This is a genomic window from Streptomyces echinoruber (assembly GCF_014651135.1).
Lineage (GTDB): Bacteria > Actinomycetota > Actinomycetes > Streptomycetales > Streptomycetaceae > Streptomyces > Streptomyces echinoruber.
Genome location: NZ_BMWH01000012.1, coordinates 28,596 through 50,426 on the forward strand (window position 1 = coordinate 28,596; position 21,831 = coordinate 50,426).

The 21,831-nt window shown below is 74.8% G+C and carries 18 protein-coding genes and 1 pseudogene; 9 read left to right on the forward strand and 10 right to left on the reverse strand.

All coding sequences use genetic code 11. From position 1 onward, the window contains the following. Nucleotides 1-33: 33 nt before the first annotated feature. Together IE225_RS15785 and IE225_RS15790 are read right to left on the reverse strand one after the other, a co-directional pair. Nucleotides 34-702 (reverse strand): annotated as a pseudogene (locus IE225_RS15785) (nucleotidyltransferase family protein); the annotation flags it as partial. 159 nt (nucleotides 703-861) lie between these two features. Then, entirely contained in the window at nucleotides 862-1,104 is a 243-nt protein-coding gene (locus IE225_RS15790; RefSeq protein WP_190058148.1) for a hypothetical protein, read from the reverse strand. A 553-nt stretch (nucleotides 1,105-1,657) separates the two neighbouring features. Between IE225_RS15790 and IE225_RS15795 the strand changes: the two genes are divergently transcribed. Both IE225_RS15795 and IE225_RS15800 read left to right on the forward strand, forming a co-directional pair. After that, nucleotides 1,658-2,761 carry a carboxylate-amine ligase gene (locus IE225_RS15795; RefSeq protein WP_190058149.1) on the forward strand — a complete coding sequence of 368 codons (1,104 nt, stop codon included), beginning with the start codon at nucleotides 1,658-1,660 and terminating at the stop codon, nucleotides 2,759-2,761. 204 nt (nucleotides 2,762-2,965) lie between these two features. Beyond that, nucleotides 2,966-4,687: a RecQ family ATP-dependent DNA helicase gene (locus tag IE225_RS15800; protein ID WP_190058150.1), complete on the forward strand. Its 1,722-nt coding sequence runs from the start codon at nucleotides 2,966-2,968 to the stop codon at nucleotides 4,685-4,687. Between the two features lie 86 nt (nucleotides 4,688-4,773). Here the strand turns inward: IE225_RS15800 and lexA are convergent, their stop codons facing one another. Together lexA and IE225_RS15810 are read right to left on the reverse strand one after the other, a co-directional pair. Beyond that, entirely contained in the window at nucleotides 4,774-5,457 is a 684-nt protein-coding gene (gene lexA, locus IE225_RS15805) for a transcriptional repressor LexA (protein ID WP_190058151.1), read from the reverse strand. A gap of 235 nt (nucleotides 5,458-5,692) precedes the next feature. Then, on the reverse strand, nucleotides 5,693-6,880 hold the full coding sequence (locus IE225_RS15810) for an amidohydrolase (protein ID WP_190058152.1): 1,188 nt from the start codon (nucleotides 6,878-6,880) through the stop codon (nucleotides 5,693-5,695). 177 nt (nucleotides 6,881-7,057) lie between these two features. Between IE225_RS15810 and IE225_RS15815 the strand changes: the two genes are divergently transcribed. Next, complete coding sequence (locus IE225_RS15815; protein ID WP_190058153.1) at nucleotides 7,058-8,521, forward strand: aminotransferase class I/II-fold pyridoxal phosphate-dependent enzyme; 1,464 nt, start codon at nucleotides 7,058-7,060, stop codon at nucleotides 8,519-8,521. Between the two features lie 155 nt (nucleotides 8,522-8,676). On the opposite strand, the gene IE225_RS15820 is transcribed toward IE225_RS15815, so the two are convergent. Together IE225_RS15820 and IE225_RS15825 are read right to left on the reverse strand one after the other, a co-directional pair. After that, nucleotides 8,677-10,290, reverse strand: coding sequence for a right-handed parallel beta-helix repeat-containing protein (locus tag IE225_RS15820; RefSeq protein ID WP_190058154.1), 1,614 nt, complete (start codon nucleotides 10,288-10,290; stop codon nucleotides 8,677-8,679). Nucleotides 10,291-10,408: 118 nt separating this feature from the next. After that, the gene (locus IE225_RS15825) at nucleotides 10,409-10,801 is read right to left on the reverse strand and encodes a DUF2267 domain-containing protein (protein ID WP_190058155.1); all 393 of its coding nucleotides are present in this window, start codon (nucleotides 10,799-10,801) and stop codon (nucleotides 10,409-10,411) included. Nucleotides 10,802-11,038: 237 nt separating this feature from the next. Between IE225_RS15825 and IE225_RS15830 the strand changes: the two genes are divergently transcribed. The 4 genes from IE225_RS15830 (at nucleotide 11,039) to htpG (ending at nucleotide 14,266) form a co-directional block, all read left to right on the forward strand. Continuing rightward, nucleotides 11,039-11,449, forward strand: a complete 411-nt coding sequence (locus tag IE225_RS15830; RefSeq protein ID WP_190058156.1) for a DUF2267 domain-containing protein — start codon at nucleotides 11,039-11,041, stop codon at nucleotides 11,447-11,449. A gap of 18 nt (nucleotides 11,450-11,467) precedes the next feature. Further along, nucleotides 11,468-11,611, forward strand: a complete 144-nt coding sequence (locus tag IE225_RS15835) for a hypothetical protein (RefSeq protein ID WP_190058157.1) — start codon at nucleotides 11,468-11,470, stop codon at nucleotides 11,609-11,611. 35 nt (nucleotides 11,612-11,646) lie between these two features. Then, nucleotides 11,647-11,928 (forward strand): hypothetical protein, encoded by a 282-nt coding sequence (locus IE225_RS15840; RefSeq protein ID WP_190058158.1) that lies wholly within the window; start codon nucleotides 11,647-11,649, stop codon nucleotides 11,926-11,928. Nucleotides 11,929-12,358: 430 nt separating this feature from the next. After that, complete coding sequence (gene htpG / locus IE225_RS15845; RefSeq protein ID WP_190058159.1) at nucleotides 12,359-14,266, forward strand: molecular chaperone HtpG; 1,908 nt, start codon at nucleotides 12,359-12,361, stop codon at nucleotides 14,264-14,266. A gap of 104 nt (nucleotides 14,267-14,370) precedes the next feature. On the opposite strand, the gene IE225_RS15850 is transcribed toward htpG, so the two are convergent. Beyond that, nucleotides 14,371-15,738, reverse strand: a complete 1,368-nt coding sequence (locus IE225_RS15850) for a glycoside hydrolase family 10 protein (protein ID WP_190058160.1) — start codon at nucleotides 15,736-15,738, stop codon at nucleotides 14,371-14,373. 278 nt (nucleotides 15,739-16,016) lie between these two features. On the opposite strand from IE225_RS15850, the gene IE225_RS15855 reads away from it, so the two are divergent. Then, a complete protein-coding gene (locus IE225_RS15855; protein WP_190058161.1) occupies nucleotides 16,017-17,312 on the forward strand; it encodes an extracellular catalytic domain type 1 short-chain-length polyhydroxyalkanoate depolymerase in 1,296 nt (431 codons plus the stop codon). A gap of 90 nt (nucleotides 17,313-17,402) precedes the next feature. Here the strand turns inward: IE225_RS15855 and IE225_RS15860 are convergent, their stop codons facing one another. Further along, nucleotides 17,403-18,785, reverse strand: a complete 1,383-nt coding sequence (locus tag IE225_RS15860; protein WP_190058162.1) for a trypsin-like serine protease — start codon at nucleotides 18,783-18,785, stop codon at nucleotides 17,403-17,405. Between the two features lie 521 nt (nucleotides 18,786-19,306). Between IE225_RS15860 and IE225_RS15865 the strand changes: the two genes are divergently transcribed. After that, nucleotides 19,307-19,798 carry an inorganic diphosphatase gene (locus IE225_RS15865; protein WP_190058163.1) on the forward strand — a complete coding sequence of 164 codons (492 nt, stop codon included), beginning with the start codon at nucleotides 19,307-19,309 and terminating at the stop codon, nucleotides 19,796-19,798. Between the two features lie 199 nt (nucleotides 19,799-19,997). On the opposite strand, the gene IE225_RS15870 is transcribed toward IE225_RS15865, so the two are convergent. Further along, a complete protein-coding gene (locus IE225_RS15870; RefSeq protein ID WP_190058164.1) occupies nucleotides 19,998-20,456 on the reverse strand; it encodes a MarR family winged helix-turn-helix transcriptional regulator in 459 nt (152 codons plus the stop codon). A gap of 126 nt (nucleotides 20,457-20,582) precedes the next feature. Next, a complete protein-coding gene (locus IE225_RS15875) occupies nucleotides 20,583-21,707 on the reverse strand; it encodes a CapA family protein (protein WP_190058165.1) in 1,125 nt (374 codons plus the stop codon). Between the last annotated feature and the right edge of the window lie 124 nt (nucleotides 21,708-21,831).

Here is a 21,831-nt window from a genome sequence, read left to right on the forward strand (position 1 = left end):
CGGAGCTTGCGCGGTCTGCGGGGCCTGCGGGGCGATGACGCCGAGGCGTTCGAGGAGGAAGAAGAACGCGGCGGGCATGGGGGCGTCCCCCAGCTCGCGCCGGATCCGCTCCCAGTCGACCTTCTCGCGCAGCGCGCGGGCGATCGGCAGCACCGCGCCGAAGTCGCAGTGGTGCTCGGAGAACGCGGCGATCAGGCTCCACAGCAGGTCGGTGGGGGCCAGCACGGGCATGCGCACCGACTCCACCGGCAGCTCCTGCGCCCGCTCCAGCATGTCCTCGGTGACCGGGTGGTGCGCCAGCTCGAAGATGATGTCGATGTCCTGCCCGAAGCACTTGGCCTTGATCAGCCAGTCCTCGGGCGGCGCGTACACCGTCAGGCCCGCCTCGCGCAGCGTGTCCGCCACCGCCTCCGCGTCCTGCGGGCGCACGCAGAAGTCGGCGTCGTGCTGCAGATTCTCGCTGCCGCCGTGCGCGTACGCGGCGACGCTCCCGGCCAGCGCGAAGGCGTGCCCCTTGTGTTTGAGCAGCACGCCCACCTGCTTGGCGGCCTCCAGGATCGCCTTGTTGCGGTCCCGGGGCAGCCGCTGCGCCGGCGGCTGCTCCCCGGGCGGAGCGTGCTGCGCGGCGCCCTCCGGCACCGCGTGGAGGTCGGGCACCCCCACGCGGGGTGCCCGGGTCGTGTGCTCCCCGTTCTGCGTCATGACCACTCCATTCACCAAACCGGTGGCCGCGGTTGCGCCCGCTGCCCGGTCCCGGACGGCCTGCGTGCCTGCTCTGAGTACCCGGCGCGCCCCGTCCGACACGGCACCGCGGCGGCCGTCGCACAGGGCGGGGTGCGTACGGAGGGGCGCGCACGGCGCTCACACACCGCGCCCGCACCGCCCCGCACCGCCCCGCACCGCTCCGCGCGACTCCGGGCGCCGGGCGCACGCTCCGCCCGCGCCGCCCGCACCGTCCGGCAGCCCCGCCGTCCGCTCCCACCGGTGGATGCGCAGCGCCCGCCGCGTCGCGGCGACCAGGTCGCCGGCCGCCAACCGGGTCGGGATCCGCCGAACCAGGAACACCGCGGAGACCAGCACGGTCTCCCGCAGCGGCAGCGGCACCGGCAGGCACCGGCGGTCGGCCCGGCACCAGCGGCCGGCACCGGCGCCGCGCCGGCGGGCTCGCGGCCAAGAGGCCCAGCGGAACGCCGCAGACGGCGGCCCGGGCGAAGGCGGTGTGCTCCACCGGCGGCTCCCTCCCACGGGACTGTCGTCGGTCACGGGCGGACGGCGACGCGTCGTGCCTCCGGGGGCGCGAAGGGGCGAACCGTGCCGGGCACGGCGGACCGTCCGCCGGATCGGCCGGGCGGGACGGTCGAGCGCAGGACGCGCATCCCGGCGGCCCGGCGGCGCGGGCGCGCCGCGCCCGCGAGCGGGCGGTGGTCCCGGGACGGCCGGGGCGGGCGGCCGGACCGGGACCTGGGCGGCGCGGCCGGGCGCCTGGTCCCGGTGGCGTCGTCCCCGCGCGCCGGGCATCCGCGAACGGCCGTCTCCCCGCGCGCCGGGGCGGGTGGCGCCCGCCGGGAGGACGCCGGCGCGTCCGGTCACCCGCCGATGTTTGGGCGGGCGGGGGCGCGGTCACCTGGGACGCACCTTCGGCGGAGGGACGTGCACGATGACGACGACCCTCGGAGTCGAGGAGGAGTACCTCCTGATCGACCCGGTCACCGGCCGGCTGGTCGCGCAGTCGGTGAAGGTGCGTGCCGCCGCGGGCCTGGAGCCGTTCGTCGCCGCGCACGAGATCCAGGCGGAGCTGCTCCAGGCCCAGGTGGAGGTGGCCACCCCGGTGTGCGCCACGCTCGCGGAGGTGGGCGGGCACCTGCTGCGGCTGCGGCACGCCGTGTCCGAGGCGGCCGAGGCGCACGGCTGCCGGCTCGCGGCCGGCGGGACGCCCGCCCTCGGCCAGGGACTCCCGGTGCCCGTGACCGAGCACGTCCGCTACCGGGCCATGCAGCGGCAGGCCCCCCAACTGGTGGCCGAGCAACTGGTCAACGGCATGCACGTGCACGTCGCCGTGGCCGACCGGCAGATGGGCGTCGAGGTCCTGAACCGCATCCGCGGGTGGCTGCCGATCCTGACCGCCATGGCGGCCAACTCCCCGCTCTGGCAGGGGCACGACACCGGCTTCGCGAGCTGGCGCACCGTGGTCTTCGACCGGTGGCCGGTCAGCGGCGTCCCCCCGCTCTTCGCCGACGAGGCCGACTACGACCGGCGGGTGCGGCGCCTGCTGGCCGCCGGGGTGATCGGCGACACCGGTCAGCTGTACTGGCAGGCCCGGCTGTCCGAGCGCTACCCCACGGTCGAGGTCCGCTGCCTGGACGTCCAGCTGCGCACCGACGACGCCGTGATGTTCGCCGGCCTGGTGCGGGCCCTGGTGGAGACCGCGGCGGGCGAGGCGACCGCGGGCGTGCCGGTCCCGGAGTGGGAACCGGAGCTGGCGAAGGCGGCCATGTGGCAGGCCGCCCGCCACGGCCTCGGCGGATACCTGATCGACCCCCGGGGCCTGCGCTGCCGGGCCGGTGACGCGGTCTTCCGGCTGCTGCAGCACGTCGGCCCGGCCCTGGAGGCGGCGGGCGACCTCCGGGAGGTCGACTCCCTGGTGCACCGCCTGCTGCGCCGGGGCACCGGCGCCGACCAGCAGCGCCGGGCCCTGGCCACGGGCGGGCTCGCGGCCGTCAACGCCCTCCTCACCGGCGCCGAGGCCGACGGCGTGTCCTAGCGGGCCGCCCGGGCGCGGGGGAGTGCCGGATCGCCTGCCGTGCAACGGACGTACGCACCCGGCGCTCGCGGTCCGCGACCTGCCGTGCGCCGTCTCCCGCCGGACCGCCCCCCGGCCGCCGGATTGGCGCACGCCGGCCCGGGTACCCGGGCGCGCCGCGGGCACGGACGGACACGCCCGCACCGAGCAGTGAGAGGGCCGGCCATGGCACGCACCGGGCCGTCGGCGGACGAGGGCCGTGCCACGCGCCTGCGCGGCGCCGCCGCGGAGGTGTTCGGCTGGGACAGCCTCCTGCCCGGGCAGCTCACCGCCATGGAGTGGGTGCTGCGGGGCCGCGACGCCCTCGTCGTGATGCCGACCGGAGCCGGGAAGTCGGCCGTCTACCAGGTACCCGGGGTCCTGCTCGACGGCCCGGTCATGGTCGTCTCGCCGCTGCTGGCCCTGCAGCGCGACCAGATCCAGGGCCTGCCGCGGGGCGCGGACGCGCCCGGCGCCGTCGCGGTCAACTCCGACCTGGGGAAGACGGAGACGGAGGCCGCCTGGGAGGCGGTGGAGAAGGGCGAGGCCCGCTTCCTGTACCTGTCGCCGGAGCAGCTGGCCAAGGACGAGGTGGTGGAGCGGCTGGCCGGGGCGCGCCCCGCCCTGTTCGTGGTGGACGAGGCCCAGTGCGTGTCCTCCTGGGGCCACGACTTCCGCCCCGACTACCTGCGTCTGGAGCAGGCCGCCCGGCGCGTCGGCCGGCCCCCGCTGCTGGCCCTCACGGCGACCGCCGCCCCGCCGGTGCGCCGGGAGATCGCCGAGCGGCTCGGCATGCGCCGGCCGCGGGTGCTGGTGGCCGGCTTCGACCGGCCCAACATCAGGCTCGAGGCGCGCCGCTTCCTCGACGAGGACGAGCGGCGCCGGGCCGTCGTCGAACGGGCCGCCGCCGAGCCCAAACCGGGCATCGTCTACGCCGCGACCCGCAAGGACAGCGAGTCCTACGCCGCGGAACTGGCCCGTCTCGGTTTCACCGCCGAGGCCTACCACGCCGGCCTGCGCGCCGCGGAGCGCGAACGGATCCACGACGCCTTCCTCTCCGGCGCGGCCGACGTGGTGGTGGCCACCTCGGCGTTCGGCATGGGCATCGACAAGGAGGACGTGCGGTTCGTCCTGCACGCCTCGCTGCCGGGCTCCCTGGACGCCTACTACCAGGAGATCGGCCGCTGCGGCCGCGACGGACGCCCGGCCCTCGCCGTCCTGCACCACCGGGCCGAGGACACCGGCATGCGGACCTACTTCGCCGGCCGCGCCCCGGCCCGCGACACGCTGTCCGACGTGGCGGAAGCCGTGCACGACCACGCCGCCGACCCCGCCGGCCCGGAGGAACTGCGCGACGAGACGGGCCTGTCCCGCAACCGGGTCACCGCCGCCGTCAACCTCCTGCAGGAGGCCGGCGCCGTCGCGACGGGCGCGGACGGCGGGATCCGCCCGGAACCGGGCATGCCGCCCGGCCGCGCCGTCGAACGGGCCGCCGAGACCGCCGAGGCCCACCGCCGCACCGACCGCTCCCGCGTCGACATGGCCCGCGCCTACGCCGAGACCACCGGCTGCCGGCGCCACTTCCTGCTCGGCTACTTCGGCGAGACCTGCGACGCGCCGTGCGGCAACTGCGACCTCTGCGACGCCGCTGAGGACGACGGCGGCGCCGGGACCGGGCACGAGCACGCGGACGCGGCCCGCCATCCCGACGCCGCCTCCTACCCGGCCGGCACCGAGGTGCGCCACGACCGGTGGGGCGAGGGAACGGTCCTGAGCGAGGACGGCGACCGCATCACCGTCCTGTTCGACCGAGCCGGCTACCGTACCCTGTCGCTGGCCGCGGTCTCCGGACGCGACGGCCTGCTGACGGTGCTGCGCCGACCGGGCGGGGACGAACCGGCCGCCTGAGATCGCCCGGCCTCACCGGACCCCGGCTTCACCGGACACGGCCGAGGACGCCCGGAGCGGGCGCGGCACGCGCGGCACTTACGCGGCTAGAGCAGGCGCAGTACGCCCACGACCTTCCCGAGGATCCGCGCCCGGTCGCCGGGGATCGGCTCGTACGCCGGGTTGCGGGGCACGAGCCACACCTTCCCGTCCTGCCGGCGCAGCACCTTCACGGTGGCCTCGTCCTCCAGGAGCGCGGCGACGATGTCGCCGTGGTCGGCGCTGTCCTGGCGCCGTACGGTCACGATGTCGCCGTCGCAGATCGCCGCCCCGGTCATGCTGTCGCCGGACACCGTCAGCGCGAACAGCTCGCCCTCGCCCACCACCTGGCGGGGCAGGGCGTACACGTCCTCGACCGTCTCCTCGGCGAGCAGCGGCGCGCCGGCGGCGATCCGGCCGACCAGCGGCACCTCGGCCGGGGGCGCGGCCGGGAGTCGCGGCGTGCCGCCGGCCGGGGCCGCCCAGGAGGGGTGGACCCGGTAGGCGCGCGGCCGCTGCGGATCGCGGTACAGCACGCCCTTGCGCTCCAGCGCCATGAGCTGGTGGGCCACCGACGAGGTGCTGGCGAGCCCGACGGCCCGGCCGATCTCCCGCATCGACGGCGGATAGCCCTGTCGGCCGACGGCCTCCGTGATGCAGCGGACGATGTCCGCCTGACGGCCCGTCAGCTTCCCGTCCGCCGCCCGGGAGCCCGGCGGACGGCCCCGACGCGCGGCCGTGCTGCTGTCCATTCCGGGCACCTCCGTACACGATCCACTTCTCGCGACCCTAACCTGTGGCCCCTGCCCGGGGGAACAACCCGGTCGAACAGGTGAGCCCATTTTCGGTCGTCGGTCGTCGAGCGCCGGGTGCCGGGTGCCGGGTGCGGGGCGCCGGGTGCGGGCTGCCGGCTGCGGGGTGCCGGGTGGGAGACGGCGGGCGCCCCGTCGGCGCGTCAGCGCCCGTCAATCCGCCCATCCGCCCCCGTCAGTCCGCGCCCGCCACCGTCCGGTGCCGGGCCCACGCCTCCCGCCGGACCTCAGGGTTCAGCAGCACGTCCGCGGCGGTGCACGCCAGGGCCTCCGTCGCCGCCGACAGCACCACGCGGGCGCGTTCGGAGGCGGCGGCCGCGGCGAACTCCTCGGTGTGGTCGCTGCCGTCCTCGCCCATGATGGCGACGAACGGATGGATCGCCGGGACCCGGCCGCTGACGTTGCCGATGTCGGAGGAGCCCAGGTACACGCCCGGCACGGGCGGGGTGAGCGTGATGCCGGCGCGCGCCAGGTGCGCCGCGAACCGCTCCGAGAGCACCGGGCTGTCGCGGAAGTGCTCGTAGCGGACCGTGGCCTGCTCCACTTCCGCCCGGGTGCCCGTCGCCCGCGCCACGCCCTCGGCGCACTCCCGCAGCCGTCCGGCCAGCTCCTCGAGCGCCCCGGTGGTGGCCGCGCGCAGCCCGAACAGGCCCTCGGCGTACTCGGGCACGATGTTGGTGGCGGTGCCGCCGTGCGTGACGATGCCCTGCACGTGGGAGCCCTGTGGCAGCCGGCGGCCGAGCACGGCGAGCACGTTGAACAGCTCGACGAGCGCCGCCAGCGCGTCGACGCCCTCCGTCGGGTTGCCGGTGGGATGCGCGGCGCGTCCGTGGAAACCGACCCGGTACTGCACCTGCGCGGTCAGCGGCGCCCGCGTCCAGCTGTACACCCCCGGGTGGAACATCAGCGCCGCGTCCACCTCGTCGAACACCCCGGCCTCCACCTCCAGGGCCTTGCCGCCGCCGCCCTCCTCCGCGGGAGTGCCCACCGCGAGCACACTGCCCCCGGCACCCTCCGGCACGGCGCGCAGGGCGAGCGCCGCCCCCAGGCCGGCGGCCGCGATCAGGTTGTGCCCGCAGGCGTGGCCGAGGCCGGGCAGCGCGTCGTACTCCAGCAGCAGCGCCACCGCGGGCCGGTCCTGCCCGAAGCGGGCGGTGAACGCGGTCTCCAGCCCCGCCGTGCCCCGCTCCACCGCGAACCCGGCCCGTTCCAGCTCGTCGGTGAGCAGGGCCGCCGCCCGGTGCTCGGCGAAGGCGTACTCCGGATCGGCGTGCAGCTTCAGCGCCACCTGCCACAGCGTGTCGGCCCGCTCGGCCACCGCCGTGCGGAGCGCGTCGTGAACGTCGTCGAGCGTGCGGGCCACGCAGCCTCCCCGGGACGAAGAACCGGTCGTGCCGTACCGGCGACCGGGTTCCACCGCCCGGGCGGCCCGACACCCGCCGGGTTTCGATCGCCGCGCCGGTGCAACACGATCCCTGTGCCCGGACGGCCGCGCACCACCCGCGCGACGGCTCCGGGCGGATCCGGGAGGAAGGGAACGATGGACCATTCGCGTGCGCCCGTGCTGGAGGCCCTGCAGGAGTTCCGGCGCCGGGGAGACGTCGTCTACGGCCCACCGGGGCACAAGCAGGGCCGCGGCGCGGACCCGCGCGTCGCGGAGATCGTCGGCCTGGACGTCTTCCGCTCCGACGTGCTCTCCCTCAACGGGCTCGACGACCGCCGCCAGTCGCAGGGGGTGCTCAGCCAGGCGCAGGAGCTGATGGCCGACGCGGTCGGCGCCGAGCACGCGTTCTTCTCCACCTGCGGCAGCTCCCTGTCGGTCAAGACCGCCATGCTGTCGGTCGCCGGCCCCGGCGAGAAGCTGCTGCTGTCGCGCAACGCCCACAAGTCCGTCATCTCGGCCGTCGTCGTCAACGGCGTCGAACCCATCTGGGTCCACCCCAAGTTCGACGGCGAACGGCACCTCGCCCATCCGCCCGAGCCCGACGACGTGCGCCGCCGCCTCCAGGAGCACCCCGACGCCAAGGGCATGCTCCTGATCACCCCCACCGACTGGGGGACCTGCGCCGACATCGCGGGGGTGGCCCGGGCCTGCCACGACTTCGACGTCCCCCTCATCGTCGACGAGGCCTGGGGCGCCCACCTGCCCTTCCATCCCCGGCTGCCCGCCTGGGGCATGGACGCCGACGCCGACCTGGTCGTCACCAGCGTGCACAAGATGGGCGGCGCCATCGAGCAGAGCTCCGTCTTCCACCTCCAGTACGACCGGGTGGACCCGGAGGTCCTCAAGCAGCGCGAGGACCTGCTCGGCACCACCAGCGCCTCCACCCTGGTGTACGCCACGCTCGACGGCTGGCGCCGCCAGATGGTCGAGCACGGCCACGACCTGCTCGAGGCCGCGCTGCGGCGCGCCGAACGCATCCGGGCCGCGGCCGCCGACCTGCCGGGTCTGAGGCCCATGGGCGCGGAGGTCGTCGAGGAGGGCTTCGCCGCCGCCTTCGACCCGCTGAAGATCGTGATCGACGTGCGGGAACTCGGCATCAGCGGCATGCAAGCCTCCGAGTGGCTGCGCGCCCACCGGCACGTCGACGTCGGCGGCTCCGACACCTGCCGCATCAGCGCCTCCCTCACCCACGCCGACGACGACGAGACCGAGAAGGTCCTCCTCGACGCCCTGCGGGCGCTCGTCGACGGCGCCGGCTCGATCGAGACGCAGCCCCCGGTCCGGCTGCCCCGCCCCCCGGCCCTGGAACTGGAACAGGCCATGCTGCCCCGCGAGGCCTTCTTCGCCCCGGTCGAGCACGTGCCCGCCGAGCGCGCCGCCGGCCGCATCTCCGCCGAGATGATCAGCCCCTACCCGCCCGGCGTGCCCGTCGTCGCCCCCGGCGAGGTCATCACCGACGAGATCCTCGACTACCTGCGCAGCGGCGTCGAGCACGGGATGCTCATCCCCGACGCGGCGGACCCGACGGTCAAGACCCTGCGGGTGGTGGCGCGCGACTGACCGCGACGGCGACGGCCGGTCGGCCACGCGGCGACGACCGGCCTACGACCGGCCTACGACCGGCGGTCCCGCGGCCCGGGTACCGGCCCCGGCCGTCCGCCGGCCGTCGCCGTCACGGTGGCACGGTCAGCCGCCACGGTGGCACGGTCACGCCGTCAGCCGTCGTTGTCCCGCCACCGCCCCCCGCTCGGCGGCGTGTCGAAGCGGGTCGAGGACGCGGCGTTGCGGGTGAAGTCGTTGCCGGTGACGCGGCCGCCCGTCCAGTGGCCGGTGCCGGTGACCCAGACGGCGTGGGTCTGCGTCCTGGCCTCCTGGTCGTCCTCGACGCGGTTGCTCTGCACCTGCGGGCGGGTCACGTCGGCGGCGATCGTCAGACCGGAGCGCGGAGCGGGCGCGTCGGGCAGTTCGTACGGGGTGCCGGGCGCGGGCGTCCCGCCGGGCCAGGCGGTCGGGACGCCGGGACGCGCGGGGGCGAGGGCGAGTTCGGTGGCGGTGTTGTACGTCACCAGGGCGCTCTGCCCGCCGACGGTCAGCCGCTTGCCGCGGTGCCCGTCCGGGGGCCAGTCGGCCCCCTCGTCGACGAGGGACAGCTCGGTGCAGCGCACCCCCGGCCCGCCGCCGGAGGCGGCCGGCGCGGCACGCCGCCCGTTGTTGCGGATCCGGTTGCCGAGGACGGCCGCGTCGCGCAGGTCGGCGTCGATGCGGACGCCGTCCAGGGCGTTGTCGCGGATGTCGTTGGACTCCAGGACGATGTCCGCGGTCGGCTCCTGGTCGCCGCCCGCCAGGTTGTGCTGCCAGTAGCCGTAGCGGCCGTTGCGGCTGATGCGGTTGCCGCGCAGCGCGTACGGCCCGGGCGTGTTGCCGATCGCGACGCCGTCGCGGACGTTGCCGTCGATGACGCAGCCGGTCACGATGCCGCCGCGCCCGGCGACGGCCGTGGTGCCGTGCGAGGACACGTCGAACCCGGCCTCGTGGTTGCCGATCATCGTGCAGGAGGTCACCAGCAGCCCGTCGGTGCCCCAGTCGGAGATGCCGTACCGGTTGTCCTCGGTGTGACAGGCGATGACGCGGATGCCGCGCGGCGGCGGCCACTTCTCCTCCTGCAACTCCAGGAAGATGCCGTTGGTGGTGTTGCCGACGGCTGTGCACGCGGTGATCGTGAGCCGCTCGACGGCGCCCCAGCCGCCCACGCCGATCCCGATGCCGGCGCCGCCCATCGCCTCGCCGGGGTCCTGCCGGCCGCACCGCTCGGCCAGCACGCCCTCCACCACCGTGTCCTGCAGGAAGTCGCAGCCGAAGCCGGTGGCCGCGGTGTCGTGGAGGTACAGGTCGCTGAAGCGGGCGCGCCGCACGTACTGCAGGCCCAGGCCCTTGGCGAGCGGGTCGTACTCCTCGGTCCGCACGCCGGAGCCGTCGATCTCGAAGTGCGCGAAGGTGAGGTCGGCCAGGTGGTTGTCCCGGCTCGCCCCGTGCCGGGAGTCGGTGAACCAGGCCAGCGGCACCGGCTGCGCCCGGTTGCCGGGGTTGGCGAGCACGAAGCAGGTGGCGCCCCGGCCCGCGCCGATCAGGGACACGCCGCTGCGCCACACCACGGGCTCGTCCCGGATCAGGTACCGGCCCGCGGGGACGCGGATGATGCGCGGGCGGCCGTCCGCGGCGCACGCCGCGCCCAGCGCGTCGACCAGTTCCGCCAGCGCCGGCCGGTCGTCGGTGGTGCCGTCGCCGACGAGGCCGTGCTCGCGGGCATCGACGGTCAGCGGCAGGGACATCGGTGGGCCTCCTCCATGCCTGCGCAGACACCTGCGTACGGAGATACCTGCGCACGACGGTGCGGACGACGGTGCCCGGCGCGCGTCACGCCGGGCCCGGAAGCGGGTGCGGGGACGGTCAGTCGGTGAGGTCGGCCCTGCCGAACAGGGCGGCGTAGCCGGTGGGCAGCCGGCTGATGAGCTGGTTGAGCTGACCGGGGGAGACGGTCTGGGCCAGCGTGGTCAGCACGGCGCTCGCGTCCCACTGGGCGGTGCGCTCGTGCGCGCCGGTGCGCTTGCCGACGCGCCGGTAGAACTCCTCCACCCCGTACGTCTCCGGCTGCTCGGCCGCCGCGGAGGTGACCCGGTCGTCCAGCGGTGCGGGCAGCTGCGCCGCCAGGTCCTCGGCCTCGGACGCCGGGATGCGTCCGGCGAGGACCTCCAGCACCGCGTCGGTGACCTTCGCGGCCTCCTCCCGGTCGGCGTACTCACCGCGCTCCCGCACACGGGCGAGGAACTCGTCGTACCGCATGGAAACCCCCTTCGCTTCGCGTGCAACGGGCGGTCTCCGGCCGGGTGCCCACGGCCCCGCGGCCGTAACGGCTCCCGCCGCCGGGAACTCCGGCGGTCGCGTGGACTCCCGCCGCCCGGGGTACCCGGCCCGCGCGGAAAGGACGCACGGGACTAAAGGTGACAGAAGGGACGCACGAGAAGGGGGAACGGGGGAGCCGGAAGAGCGAAAAGGAAAGGCAAGGAGGACAGGCCCGTCATGGACCACGACACCTTCATCGGACAGGTACAGGCGCGCGCCCGCCTCGACAGCCGGGGCGCCGCGGAGACCGCCACCCGCGCCACCCTGGAGACCCTCGCCGAGCGCATCCCCGCCACTCTCGCGGACAACCTCGCCGAGCAACTGCCGCGGGAGATCGGCGAGCACCTGCGGCGCGTGACCGTCGCGCAGGACCAGCCGGACACCGGCGTCCGCATGGACCGCAACGAGTTCCTCGACCGCGTCGCCCGGCGGGCCGGCGCCGACCGGGCCAAGGCCGCGCACGAGGCCCGTACCGTCGTCGAGGTCGTCGGCGAGGCCACCCAGGGCAGCCTGACGGGCAAGGTCCGCGCGTCCCTGGACGACGACCTCGCCCACCTCCTGTTCGCCGGCAGCACCGGCTCCATCTGACCCGGCGGGAGAACGGCCGTGGAGAACGACCGGCGCAAGGACGCCTACCTGAAGCAGAGCGGCCGCAAGGCGGTCACCGGCCGTCAGCGGCGGCGGCTGAAGAAGAAGGCCGGGCGGGGCAAGGGCCGGGACACCGGCGCGAAAGACGGGAAAGAGGGGTGAGGGCGACGGGTACGAGGAGGAGCCGCCGCCACGCGGTGGCGGCCTCCGGCGAGTGGTGGGACGAGGAGGACGGGCGGCGGCTGCCCGCCGGGGAGGTGCACGCCTGGGAACCCGGCACCAACCAGACGGTGTGCGGCCTGTCCCTGCACCGCTCCCGGCTGACCCGCCTCGCCGGTGTCGAGTGGCGGGACGTGCTGCCCGAGTCGGGCGGCGCGGCCGACGCCGTACGCCGCGTCTGCCCCCGCTGCGCCGCGGCCGCCGGCCGCCACGACCCCGACGCCCGCCGCACCTGGCGGCGCGTCAACCCCCGGCCCTGAGCGCCGGTCCGCCGGGAAGGCGCGGGCCGGCCACGGGCACCGTTCGATCACGGGCGTCGCTCGGCCATGGGCACGGCCGGGCGGCGCCCTTTTCGCGCGTGCGGCGGGCACGGCGGCCGGCACGGGGCCGCGTGCCCTGCCCTGTCCGTCCCGCTCCGCCCGCCCGAGGACCGCGGAACCCCTCGACCGGCACCACCGGCGGTGGTGCCCGGATCGGCACCACCCGGCCGGCGGGTCCCACGCCGCCGTGGCCCGGTTCGCCACCGCGGCCCGGTTCGCCACCGCGGCTCCGTTGGCCATGTACGCGTTGAACTCCGTCGGGCCGGCACCCGCCCCCCGGCGCCGGCCCGCTGCTCTACAGTGACTGTCGGTAGTGCCGGAGTCCCGGCGATCAGGCACCGGATGAGGTACACGGAGGACATCGCCCGTCATGCCGACCGAAACGTTTGAGTTCCAGGTAGAGGCACGTCAGCTGCTGCAGCTGATGATCCACTCGGTGTACTCGAACAAGGACGTGTTCCTGCGGGAGCTCGTCTCCAACGCCTCCGACGCGCTGGACAAGCTGCGCATCGCCGCGCTGCGGGGCGAGGCGCCGGACGCCGACACGTCCGACCTGCACATCGAGATCGAGGCCGACAAGGAGGCCCGCACCCTCACCGTCCGGGACAACGGCATCGGCATGTCCTACGAGGAGGTGGGGCAGCTCATCGGCACCATCGCCAACTCGGGCACCGCGAAGTTCCTGGAGGAGCTGCGCCAGGCCAAGGACACGGCGGCGGCCGAGGGGCTCATCGGGCGGTTCGGCGTCGGGTTCTACTCCGCCTTCATGGTGGCGGACGAGGTGACGCTGGTGACCCGCCGGGCCGGCGAGGAGCAGGGCACCCGCTGGAGCTCGCGCGGCGAGGGGACGTACACCCTGGAGAAGGTCGACGACGTGCCGCAGGGCACCTCGGTCACCCTGCACCTGAAGCCGGCCGACCCCGACAACCAGCTCCACGACTACACCTCCCCCTGGAAGATCCGGGAGATCGTCAAGCGGTACTCGGACTTCATCACCTGGCCGGTCAAGCTCCTCCCGCAGGACGGCACGGGCAAGGACGGCGACGGCGCGCGCGAACCCGAGACCCTGAACTCCATGAAGGCGCTGTGGGCCCGCCCGCGCGACGAGGTCTCCGACGAGGAGTACCACGAGCTGTACAAGCACCTCAGCCACGACTGGCAGGACCCGCTGGAGACCATCCGGCTCCAGGCGGAGGGCACCTTCGAGTACCAGGCGCTGCTGTTCCTGCCCTCCCGGGCCCCGCACGACCTGTTCACCCAGGGCTTCCGGCACGGCCTGCAGCTGTACGTCAAGCGCGTGTTCATCATGGACGACTGCGAGGCGCTGCTGCCGCCGTACCTGCGCTTCGTGCGCGGCGTCGTCGACGCGCAGGACCTCTCCCTCAACGTCTCCCGGGAGATCCTGCAGCAGGACCGGCACATCGAGATGATGCGGCGCCGGCTGACGAAGAAGGTGCTGTCCTCCCTGAAGGAGATGAAGGCGAACGCGCCCGACCGCTTCGCCACGTTCTGGCGGGAGTTCGGCGCCGTCCTGAAGGAGGGCCTGGTCACCGACGCCGAGAACCGCGACGCGATCCTCGCCGTCGCCTCGTTCGCGAGCACGCACGACGCCGAGAAGCCGACCACGCTCGCCGAGTACGTGGCGCGGGCGAAGGACGACCGGCAGGACATCTACTACCTCACCGGCGACTCGCGGCACGCCCTGGAGAACTCCCCGCACATGGAGGCGTTCCGCGAACGCGGCATCGAGGTGCTGCTGCTGACCGACCCCGTCGACGAGGTGTGGGTCGACACCGTCGGCGAGTTCGACGGCCGCAAGCTGCGCTCCGTCGCCAAGGGCGAGCTGGACCTGGGCGACGCGGACGGCGACGGCAAGGGCGGCGAGCGGGAGAAGCAGGACGAGGAGTACGCCGGCCTGCTGGGCTGGATGAAGGAGCAGCTCGGCGAGGACGTCAAGGACGTGCGCCTGTCCGGCCGCCTCACCGTCTCCCCGGCCTGCGTCGTCTCGGACGCCGGCGACCTGACCCCGGCGCTGGAGAACATGTACCGGGCCATGGGCCAGGAGGTGCCGCGCGCCCGGCGCATCCTCGAACTCAACCCGGACCACGCCTTGGTGAAGAACCTCAACCGGGCCTTCCGGGAGCGCGAGGACCGCTCCGGCCTCGCCGAGACCGCCGAACTCCTGCACGGCCTGGCCGTCCTCGCCGAGGGCGGCCAGCCCAAGGAACCCGCCCGGTTCGCCAAGCTCCTGGCGGACCGTCTGGAACGCACCCTGTAACGGGGCCCGGTACGGCCGCGGACCCGCCGCCGGCGCGGCGGGCCCACGCCGGTGGGGCCGCCGTCCGTGCCGGGTGGCGGCCCCACCGGTGGGCGCGTGCCCGGTCAGGAGGCCGTGCAGGCCCCGATCGCCGGCGCCGCGGAGTTGCCGTTCTTCATGACGGTGAACCCGAAGCTGGTCGACGCGCCCGCCGCCAGGCTGCCGTTGCCGTTGGGCCGCATCGTCATGACGTTGCCGCTGCTGTCCCAGGTGGGCGAGCCGTTCCAGGTGGCGGAGATCTTCTGCGGCGGGGTGACGGTGACCGTCACGGTCCAGCCGCTGATCGGCGCGGACCCGGCCGTGACGGTGACCTGGCCGTTGAAGCGGTCGCTCCACTCCTGGGTCTTGGCGTACGACACGCTGCACGTGGCGCCGGTGCCGCCGCCCCCGCCCCCGCCGCCGGAGCCCGAGCCGCCGAGGGTGGACAGGACGGCGTCGTAGGCGGGCTTCTTGGTGTAGTTGGAGTCGAACAGCAGGGGCGTGCCGCTGCTGCGCCAGGAGTACTTGTCGGTGATGCCCCACACGGTGATGCCCGTGCACCGGCTCACCGCGAGGCAGGCCTTGACGACGTTGGCGTAGTTGGTGGCCTGGGCGGTGCCGGAGCCCTCGATGTCCAGCTCGGTGATCTGCACGTCGACACCGAGGTCGGCGAAGCGCTGCAGGTTGGCCTGGTAGTCGGACGGCACGGGGGAGGCGCTGTTGAAGTGGGACTGGAAGCCCACGCAGTCGATGGGCACGCCGCGGGACTTGAAGTCCTTGACCATGTTGTAGACGGCATTGCTCTTCGCGTTGATGCCGTCGGTGTTGTAGTCGTTGTAGCAGAGCTTGGCGTTGGGGTCGACGGAGCGGGCGGTGCGGAACGCCTCCTCGATGAAGCCGTTGCCCAGCTTGTCCTGGAACGGAGAGCTGCGCCGGGCGCCGCTGCCGCCGTCCTGGAAGGCCTCGTTGACCACGTCCCAGGCGTAGATCTTGCCCTTGTAGTGCTGCATGACCTGGGTGATGTGGTTGTTCATGGCCGTGCGCAGGTCGGAGGCCGACAGGCCCGACACCCAGGACGGGAGCTGGGAGTGCCACACCAGCGTGTGCCCGCGGATCTTCATGCTGTGGGCCTGCGCGTGGCTGACGATCTGGTCGGCGGCACCGAAGGTGAAGGTGCCCCGGGTGCTCTCGGTGGCGTCCCACTTCATCTCGTTCTCCGGGGTCACCGCGGTGAACTCCCGGTCCAGCGTGCCGGCGTAGGCCGACTCGCCCAGGTGGCTCGCGGCCACCGCGGTGCCGAAGTAGCGGCCCTTGGCGGCCGCGGCCGAGCCCAGCGTGTCGGCGGCGGCGGCCTGGTGCGCGAGGACGGGGATCGCCGCCGCGGCGAGCAGGCCGGCGGCGGCGACGCTCACGGCGGAGCGGGCACCGCCCCATCGGCGTCTGATCATGGTCATGACATTCCTTCCGGGACCGTACGCGGCACGGTCGTTCGAAAGTTTCGAAATTGTTGCCGAATGACTGCGCAGACCTTACGAGCGACGACGGGTCCGGTCAACCACTAGCGCGCCATCCGGCGGCGGATGACCGAACGGCGACACCCCGGTGGCTCACCGCCTTGCGCGGCCGTGCGCGCCGCTGTTCGGGTGGTTGACGCCCGCAAGCGGCGTCCCTAACGTGACCCGACACATTCCGGAAACAGATTCGAAACTTGCGTAGTCGAAAGGACGCCGACATGCCCCCAGGCAGGAGACTCGGGCGGTTACTGGCCGCCCTGCTCGGCGGCGTCGTGCCGCTGCTCGCGGCCGCGCTGCTGGCCGCCCCCGCCGCCCGCGCCGCCTCCCTGACGGAGGTGACCGGCTTCGGCGACAACCCCAGCAACCTGCGCATGTACGTCTACCGGCCGGACAGCGCACCGGCCCACCCGGCGCTGCTGGTCGCCCTGCACTACTGCACCGGCTCGGGGCCCGCCTTCTACGCGGGCACCGAGTTCGCCTCCCTGGCCGACCGCTACGGCTTCATGATCGTCTACCCGTCGGTCACCCGCAGCGGCAGCTGCTTCGACGTCTCCTCGCCCCAGGCCCTGCGCCGCGGCGGCGGCAGCGACCCCGTCGGCATCATGTCGATGGTCACCTACGCCGAGCAGCACTACGGCGCCGACCCGTCCCGCGTCTACGTCACCGGCGCCTCCTCCGGCGCGATGATGACCAACGTCCTGCTCGGCGACTACCCCGACGTCTTCAAGGCCGGCGCCGCCTTCATGGGCGTGCCCTTCGGCTGCTTCGCCACCACCGACGGCTCCAGTTGGAACAGCGCCTGCGCCAACGGCACCGTCACCAGGACGCCCCGGCAATGGGGCGACCTGGTGCGCGCCGCCTATCCCGGCTACACCGGGCCCCGGCCCCGGATGCAGCTGTGGCACGGCACCGAGGACACCACGCTGCGCTACCCCAACTTCGGGGAGGAGATCAAGCAGTGGACCGACGTCCTCGGCGTGAGCCAGACCCCGGCCGCCACCGACCGGCCCCAGAGCGGCTGGACCCGCACCCGCTACGGCGGCACCGGCACCCAGGCGCCCGTCGAGGGCGTCAGCATCCAGGGCGTCGGCCACAGCCTGCCCACCTCGGGCATGGCCGCCCGCGCCATCGCCTTCTTCGGCCTGGACTCCACCGCCGGCCCCGGCCCGGGCGACCCGCCGCCCACCACCCCGGCGGGCGGCTGCCGGGTGACGTACACGACCAGCACCTGGAACACCGGTCTGACCGCGTCGATCACCCTCACCAACACCGGCACCGCCCCGCTGGCCGACTGGTCCCTCACCTTCACCCTGCCCGCCGGACAGACCGTCACCTCCGGCTGGAACGCCACCTATTCCCAGGCCGGCGGCGCCGTCACCGCGCGCGGCGTCTCCTACAACGCCACCCTGGCCCCCGGGGCCTCCACCACGTTCGGCTTCCAGGCCACGCACACCGGCGACACCGGCAGGCCGGCGTCGTTCAGCGTCAACGGCGCCGAGTGCCAGGCGGGTTGAGCGGACCGGCGGGCCCGGCGCCGCGCCCCGGCGACCGGGGATCCGTGCCCGGCCGCCGGGCGCCGCCGGGCACGGCACGCCCCGCGGCGGCTACAGGCGCTGCCACAGCGCCGGGGTGCCCTCCGGTGACCAGACGGTCTGCGCCTGGTGGGTCTGCAGGCACCGGTAGCGCACACCGGCGCGGGTGACCGTGGCCCCCGCCCGGTAGACGCGGCCCGCGGCCCAGGCGTCCGCGCCGCCCTCACCCGGGTCGGCGGGGGCGCCGGAGGACGGGGCGGAGACGGTCTTCAGGGTGAGGCCGTAGGCGCTGAGGATGTCGTTGACCGGCTGGAAGAAGGTGGTGCCGCCCGAGGTGCAGTCGCCCGAGCCGCCGGAGGTGACGCCCTGCGCCTGGGAACCGGCGAGGAACGGGCCGCCGGAGTCGCCCGGCTCCGCGCACACCGTGGTCCGGGTCAGGCCGTCGACGGTGCCCTCGGCGTAGCTGACGCTCGTGTCGCGCTGCTCGATCGTGCCGCAGTGCCAGCCGGTGGTGGAGCCCGAGCGGCACACCGACGCCCCCTCCAGCGCCTCCACCGAACCCTCCACCTGCACCCTCTGGCCCCCTTCGCCCTCGACGTAGGGAGTGGCGGTCCAGCCGCTGTTCACGCCCACCCAGGCCATGTCCTTGCCGGGGAAGACGGAGTCCTGGAAGGTGCCCTGCGCGGTCCTGTTGTCGGGGCCGGTGGTGCTGTCGCCCTTGGCGCCGCAGTGGCCGGCGGTGACGAAGCCCTCCTGGTCGCCCCTGGTGACGGAGAAGCCGACGGAGCAGCGGGCGGAGTTGTTGATGTAGTACGGGTCCCCGCCGACGATGTCCGCCAGCAGCCGCGGCCGCTGGGCCGACACCCGCACGGCCACCTGCCCGGGGTCCACCCCGGCGGCCTTGACGAAGGCGGCCCCGGCCGCCCGGTCGACGGCCTGCACGACGACCCGGTTGCCGGGGACGTCGACGTACCACAGGGGCGTGTTCGTGGTCCTCACCCGGGCGGCCGCGGCGTCCAGCCTGTCCTTGACGGCCCGGAGTCCGGCCAGCGAGGTCTTCATCACGGCGGCCGCCGCGCCCTGCGCCCGGATCGCCGGCACGTCCCGGGCGTCGGTGGTGGCCACGGTGAGCCGGGCCGAGGTCGTCCCGCGCACCCAGGCCCCGGCGAAGCGTTCGCCGAGCGCGTTGCGCAGCCGGCCCGCGCGGGCGCCGGCCTCGGCCTCGTTGATCAGCCGGGCGGCCGCCTGGTCGGCGGTCAGCCTCAGGTCGCGCTGCAGGGCCCGGAGCATCTCCGGCGACGGCCTGTCCGCGCCGACCGTCTGCGCGGCGGAGGGCGCGGGGCCCGGCGCGGGCGGCGGCGCGGCCGCCACGGCCGGGGGGACGGCGGCGAGGACGAGTGCGCCCAGAACGGCCAGGGCGGTACCGCGCCCGGCCGCGGCAGGTGTGCCGACCATGCGATGTGTCTCCTTCACGGGGTCTTCAAGGGGACTTCGGGGGACTTCGTGGGGCTTCGGGGGACTTCGGGGGTTTTTCGGGGAGGGCGGGGAAGCTTCAGGGGGCTTCACGGGAGGTGACCACGGCGGACCGGCCGGCCACGGACGGCGGACGAACCGGTCGCGAAGTTTTAGGTCTTGCCCCCGGCACCCGGCGCGATACCCCCGACGGCCGCGGTTCGCGCGATGGGGGACGCGGGGGACTGCCAAGTGCAGTACGGCCCCTCGCCGCTCACACCGGCCCCGGCGCCCGCCTCGGCGACGGACGGCGCGGCCGTGCCGGCGGGCGCCCCGGGCGCGGTCACGGCGGAGACGGTGGCGACGACCCGGCCGCCGCTCGCGACATCGTCCTCGACTCCCTCGTCGGACGCCCCCTGCACCCCGGCGAGACCCCACCGCCCCGGCCGCTCCGGCCAGCACCCCGTCGCCCGCCGCGTGACAATGGGGTCTGGTACGGCGGGACGCGAGGTGAGGAGGCCGCCGTGGAGTTCGACGTCACCGTGGAGATCCCGCAGGGGTCGCGCAACAAGTACGAGATGGATCACGCGCTGCACCGGATCCGCCTGGACCGGATGCTGTTCACCTCGACCCGCTACCCGGCCGACTACGGCTACGTCGAGGGCACCCTCGGCCGGGACGGCGACCCGCTGGACGCGCTCGTCGTCGTGGGGGACCCCACATTTCCGGGCTGCACGATCGAGTGCCGGGCGGTGGGGATGTTCTGCATGCGCGACGAGAAGGGACCGGACGAGAAGATCCTGTGCGTCCCCGCCCACGACCCGCGCTACGCGCACGTGCAGGACATCGACGACATCCCCGAGTTCGACCGGCTGGAGATCACCCACTTCTTCGAGGTGTACAAGGACCTCGAGCCCGGCAAGAGCGTCGAGGGCTCCCACTGGGAGGGCCGCGACGCCGCGTACGAGGAGATCGAGGCCTCCCGGCGGCGCGCCGTGGAGGACGCCCGCATGTGAACCCGTCGGCTCCGTGGGCCTGTCGGCCCCGTGACCCCGTCGGTCTCGTTACCCCCGCCGGTTTCACTCGCCGCCCCGTCGGCCCGTCCCGTCGGCCGATGAGTCCGTGACCCCGTCAGCTCCGCACGACGTCGCGCGTGAAGTCCACGGACACGGCGAAGCAGTCCTCCCCCCGAGCCCCCGGCGGCCCCACCATCGCTCAGGACGCCTCGACGGGCGGCGGCTCGACCAGGGGCGGCTCGCCCCAGGACGCGGTCAGCGCCTCCCGCAGCGCGGCCACCCGCCCGGCGCCGATCCGTTCGGCGAGCCGCGCCTCCAGGACGGCGAGGGCCGCCTGGGCGCGCCGGTGGACCCGGGCGCCCTCCGCGGTCAGACGGATCAGGCGCCGGCGGGCGGAGGCGGGATCCGGCGCCTGCCGCAGCAGGCCCATGCCGATCAGGCCGTGCACCGCCTGATGGGTGGTCTGCCGGGTCACCCCCATCCGGCGCGCCAGATCGGAGACGGTCGTGCCGTCGTCGTCCAGCGCCGCGAACACCGCCGCCTGTGTGACGGTGACGGGCTGCTCGCCCGCGGCCGTCATGCTCGCCAGCAACGCGTCGTCGAACCAGCGCCGGGCCTCGTGGAGCAACTGGGGCAGATTCTGCGCGGGTTGGGCCATGGCTCCTCACTGGACGGGGCTTCGAGCATAGCCGCGGCCCTCCTCCCCCGTGCGCGCCACCGGGCCTCATGTGCCGTGCGCCGCCGGGCCTCACCCGGCCGTGCCGTGCTGCCCGGCCTCACGCCTTCACGCCCGGTGCGCCGTGCCCGTCGGTACGACGCGGAGCGCGCCGTCCGGGTCCACGGCCACGCGCACTCCCGCACTGATCCGCTCCAGCGTCGCGGCCAGCCACGCCCGGTCCCGCGCACCGGCCGGCTCCAGCCGCAGCCGCCGCGCCCGCAGCGGCACCGCCCGGATCCGCACCGTCCGCCCCGAGGCCGCGTCCAGCGTCACCAGCCAGGCCGGGCGCAGGTCGTCGCGGTACCGCTCGTGGCCGGGGATGCCCTCGTAGTCGTCGACGAAGTCGCCGCAGCCGTACAGGATCAGCCGGTCGCGGTGGAGCTCCAACGGCCGGACGTGGTGTGAGGAGTGCCCGTGCACCACGTCCACCCCGCCCGCCGTGAGCGCGCGGGCGAAGCCGACCTGCTCCCGCGGCACGCGGTAGCCCCAGTTCGAGCCCCAGTGCACCGAGACCACCACGGCGTCGCCGGGCCGCCTCACCCGCTCCACCCGCCGCAGCAGCGCCTCGGCCGCCTCGGCCGTCGGTGCCGCGACGTACGCGACGCCGGGCCGCCCGCCGGTCGCCGCCCAGCCCGCGGGGATTCCGCTGCAGGGCATCCCGATCGCGAACACCAGTACCCGGCCGCCGCCCGGCGCGTCGACGACGGCGGGCGCGTACGCCTCCTGCGCGTCCCGCCCCGCGCCCGCCACCCGTATCCCGGCCTCGCGCAGGCAGTCCAGGGTCTCCAGCAGTCCCGGGCGGCCGAAGTCGAGCACGTGGTTGTTGGCCAGGACGCACACGTCGGGCCGGACGGCCGTCAGGGCGGGCAGGTTGGCCGGGGCCATCCGGTAGTGGATGTCCTTCCCGGCCGCGAACGCGTCGCTGCGTGTCACGGCTGTCTCCAGGTTCACGATCCGCACGTCCGGAGCGGCCCGCGCCAGCACCCGCAGCGCCTCGCCCCACGGCCACGCGTACGGCACCGGGGCCGGAACCGGCCCGCTCGCGGCCTCCGCCAGCCGCACGTAGTCGCGGGCGTCCCGCACCCACTCCTCCCGCAGCGCGGGGTCGCCGGGATGCGGCAGGACCTGGTCGACCCCGCGGCCGAGCATCACGTCGCCGCACAGGAACAGGGTCACCGTGCCGTCGTCCATGGCCTCGTCCCGAGTTTTCGGCACCTGCCGCGAAGGCGCCGCGGAGCCCGCGCGGCCCGCGGCCCGGGCCGGCGCGCCGTCCGGTCCTCGCCCGTGTCACCGGCCCTGCGGCTTCGGGTGCCCC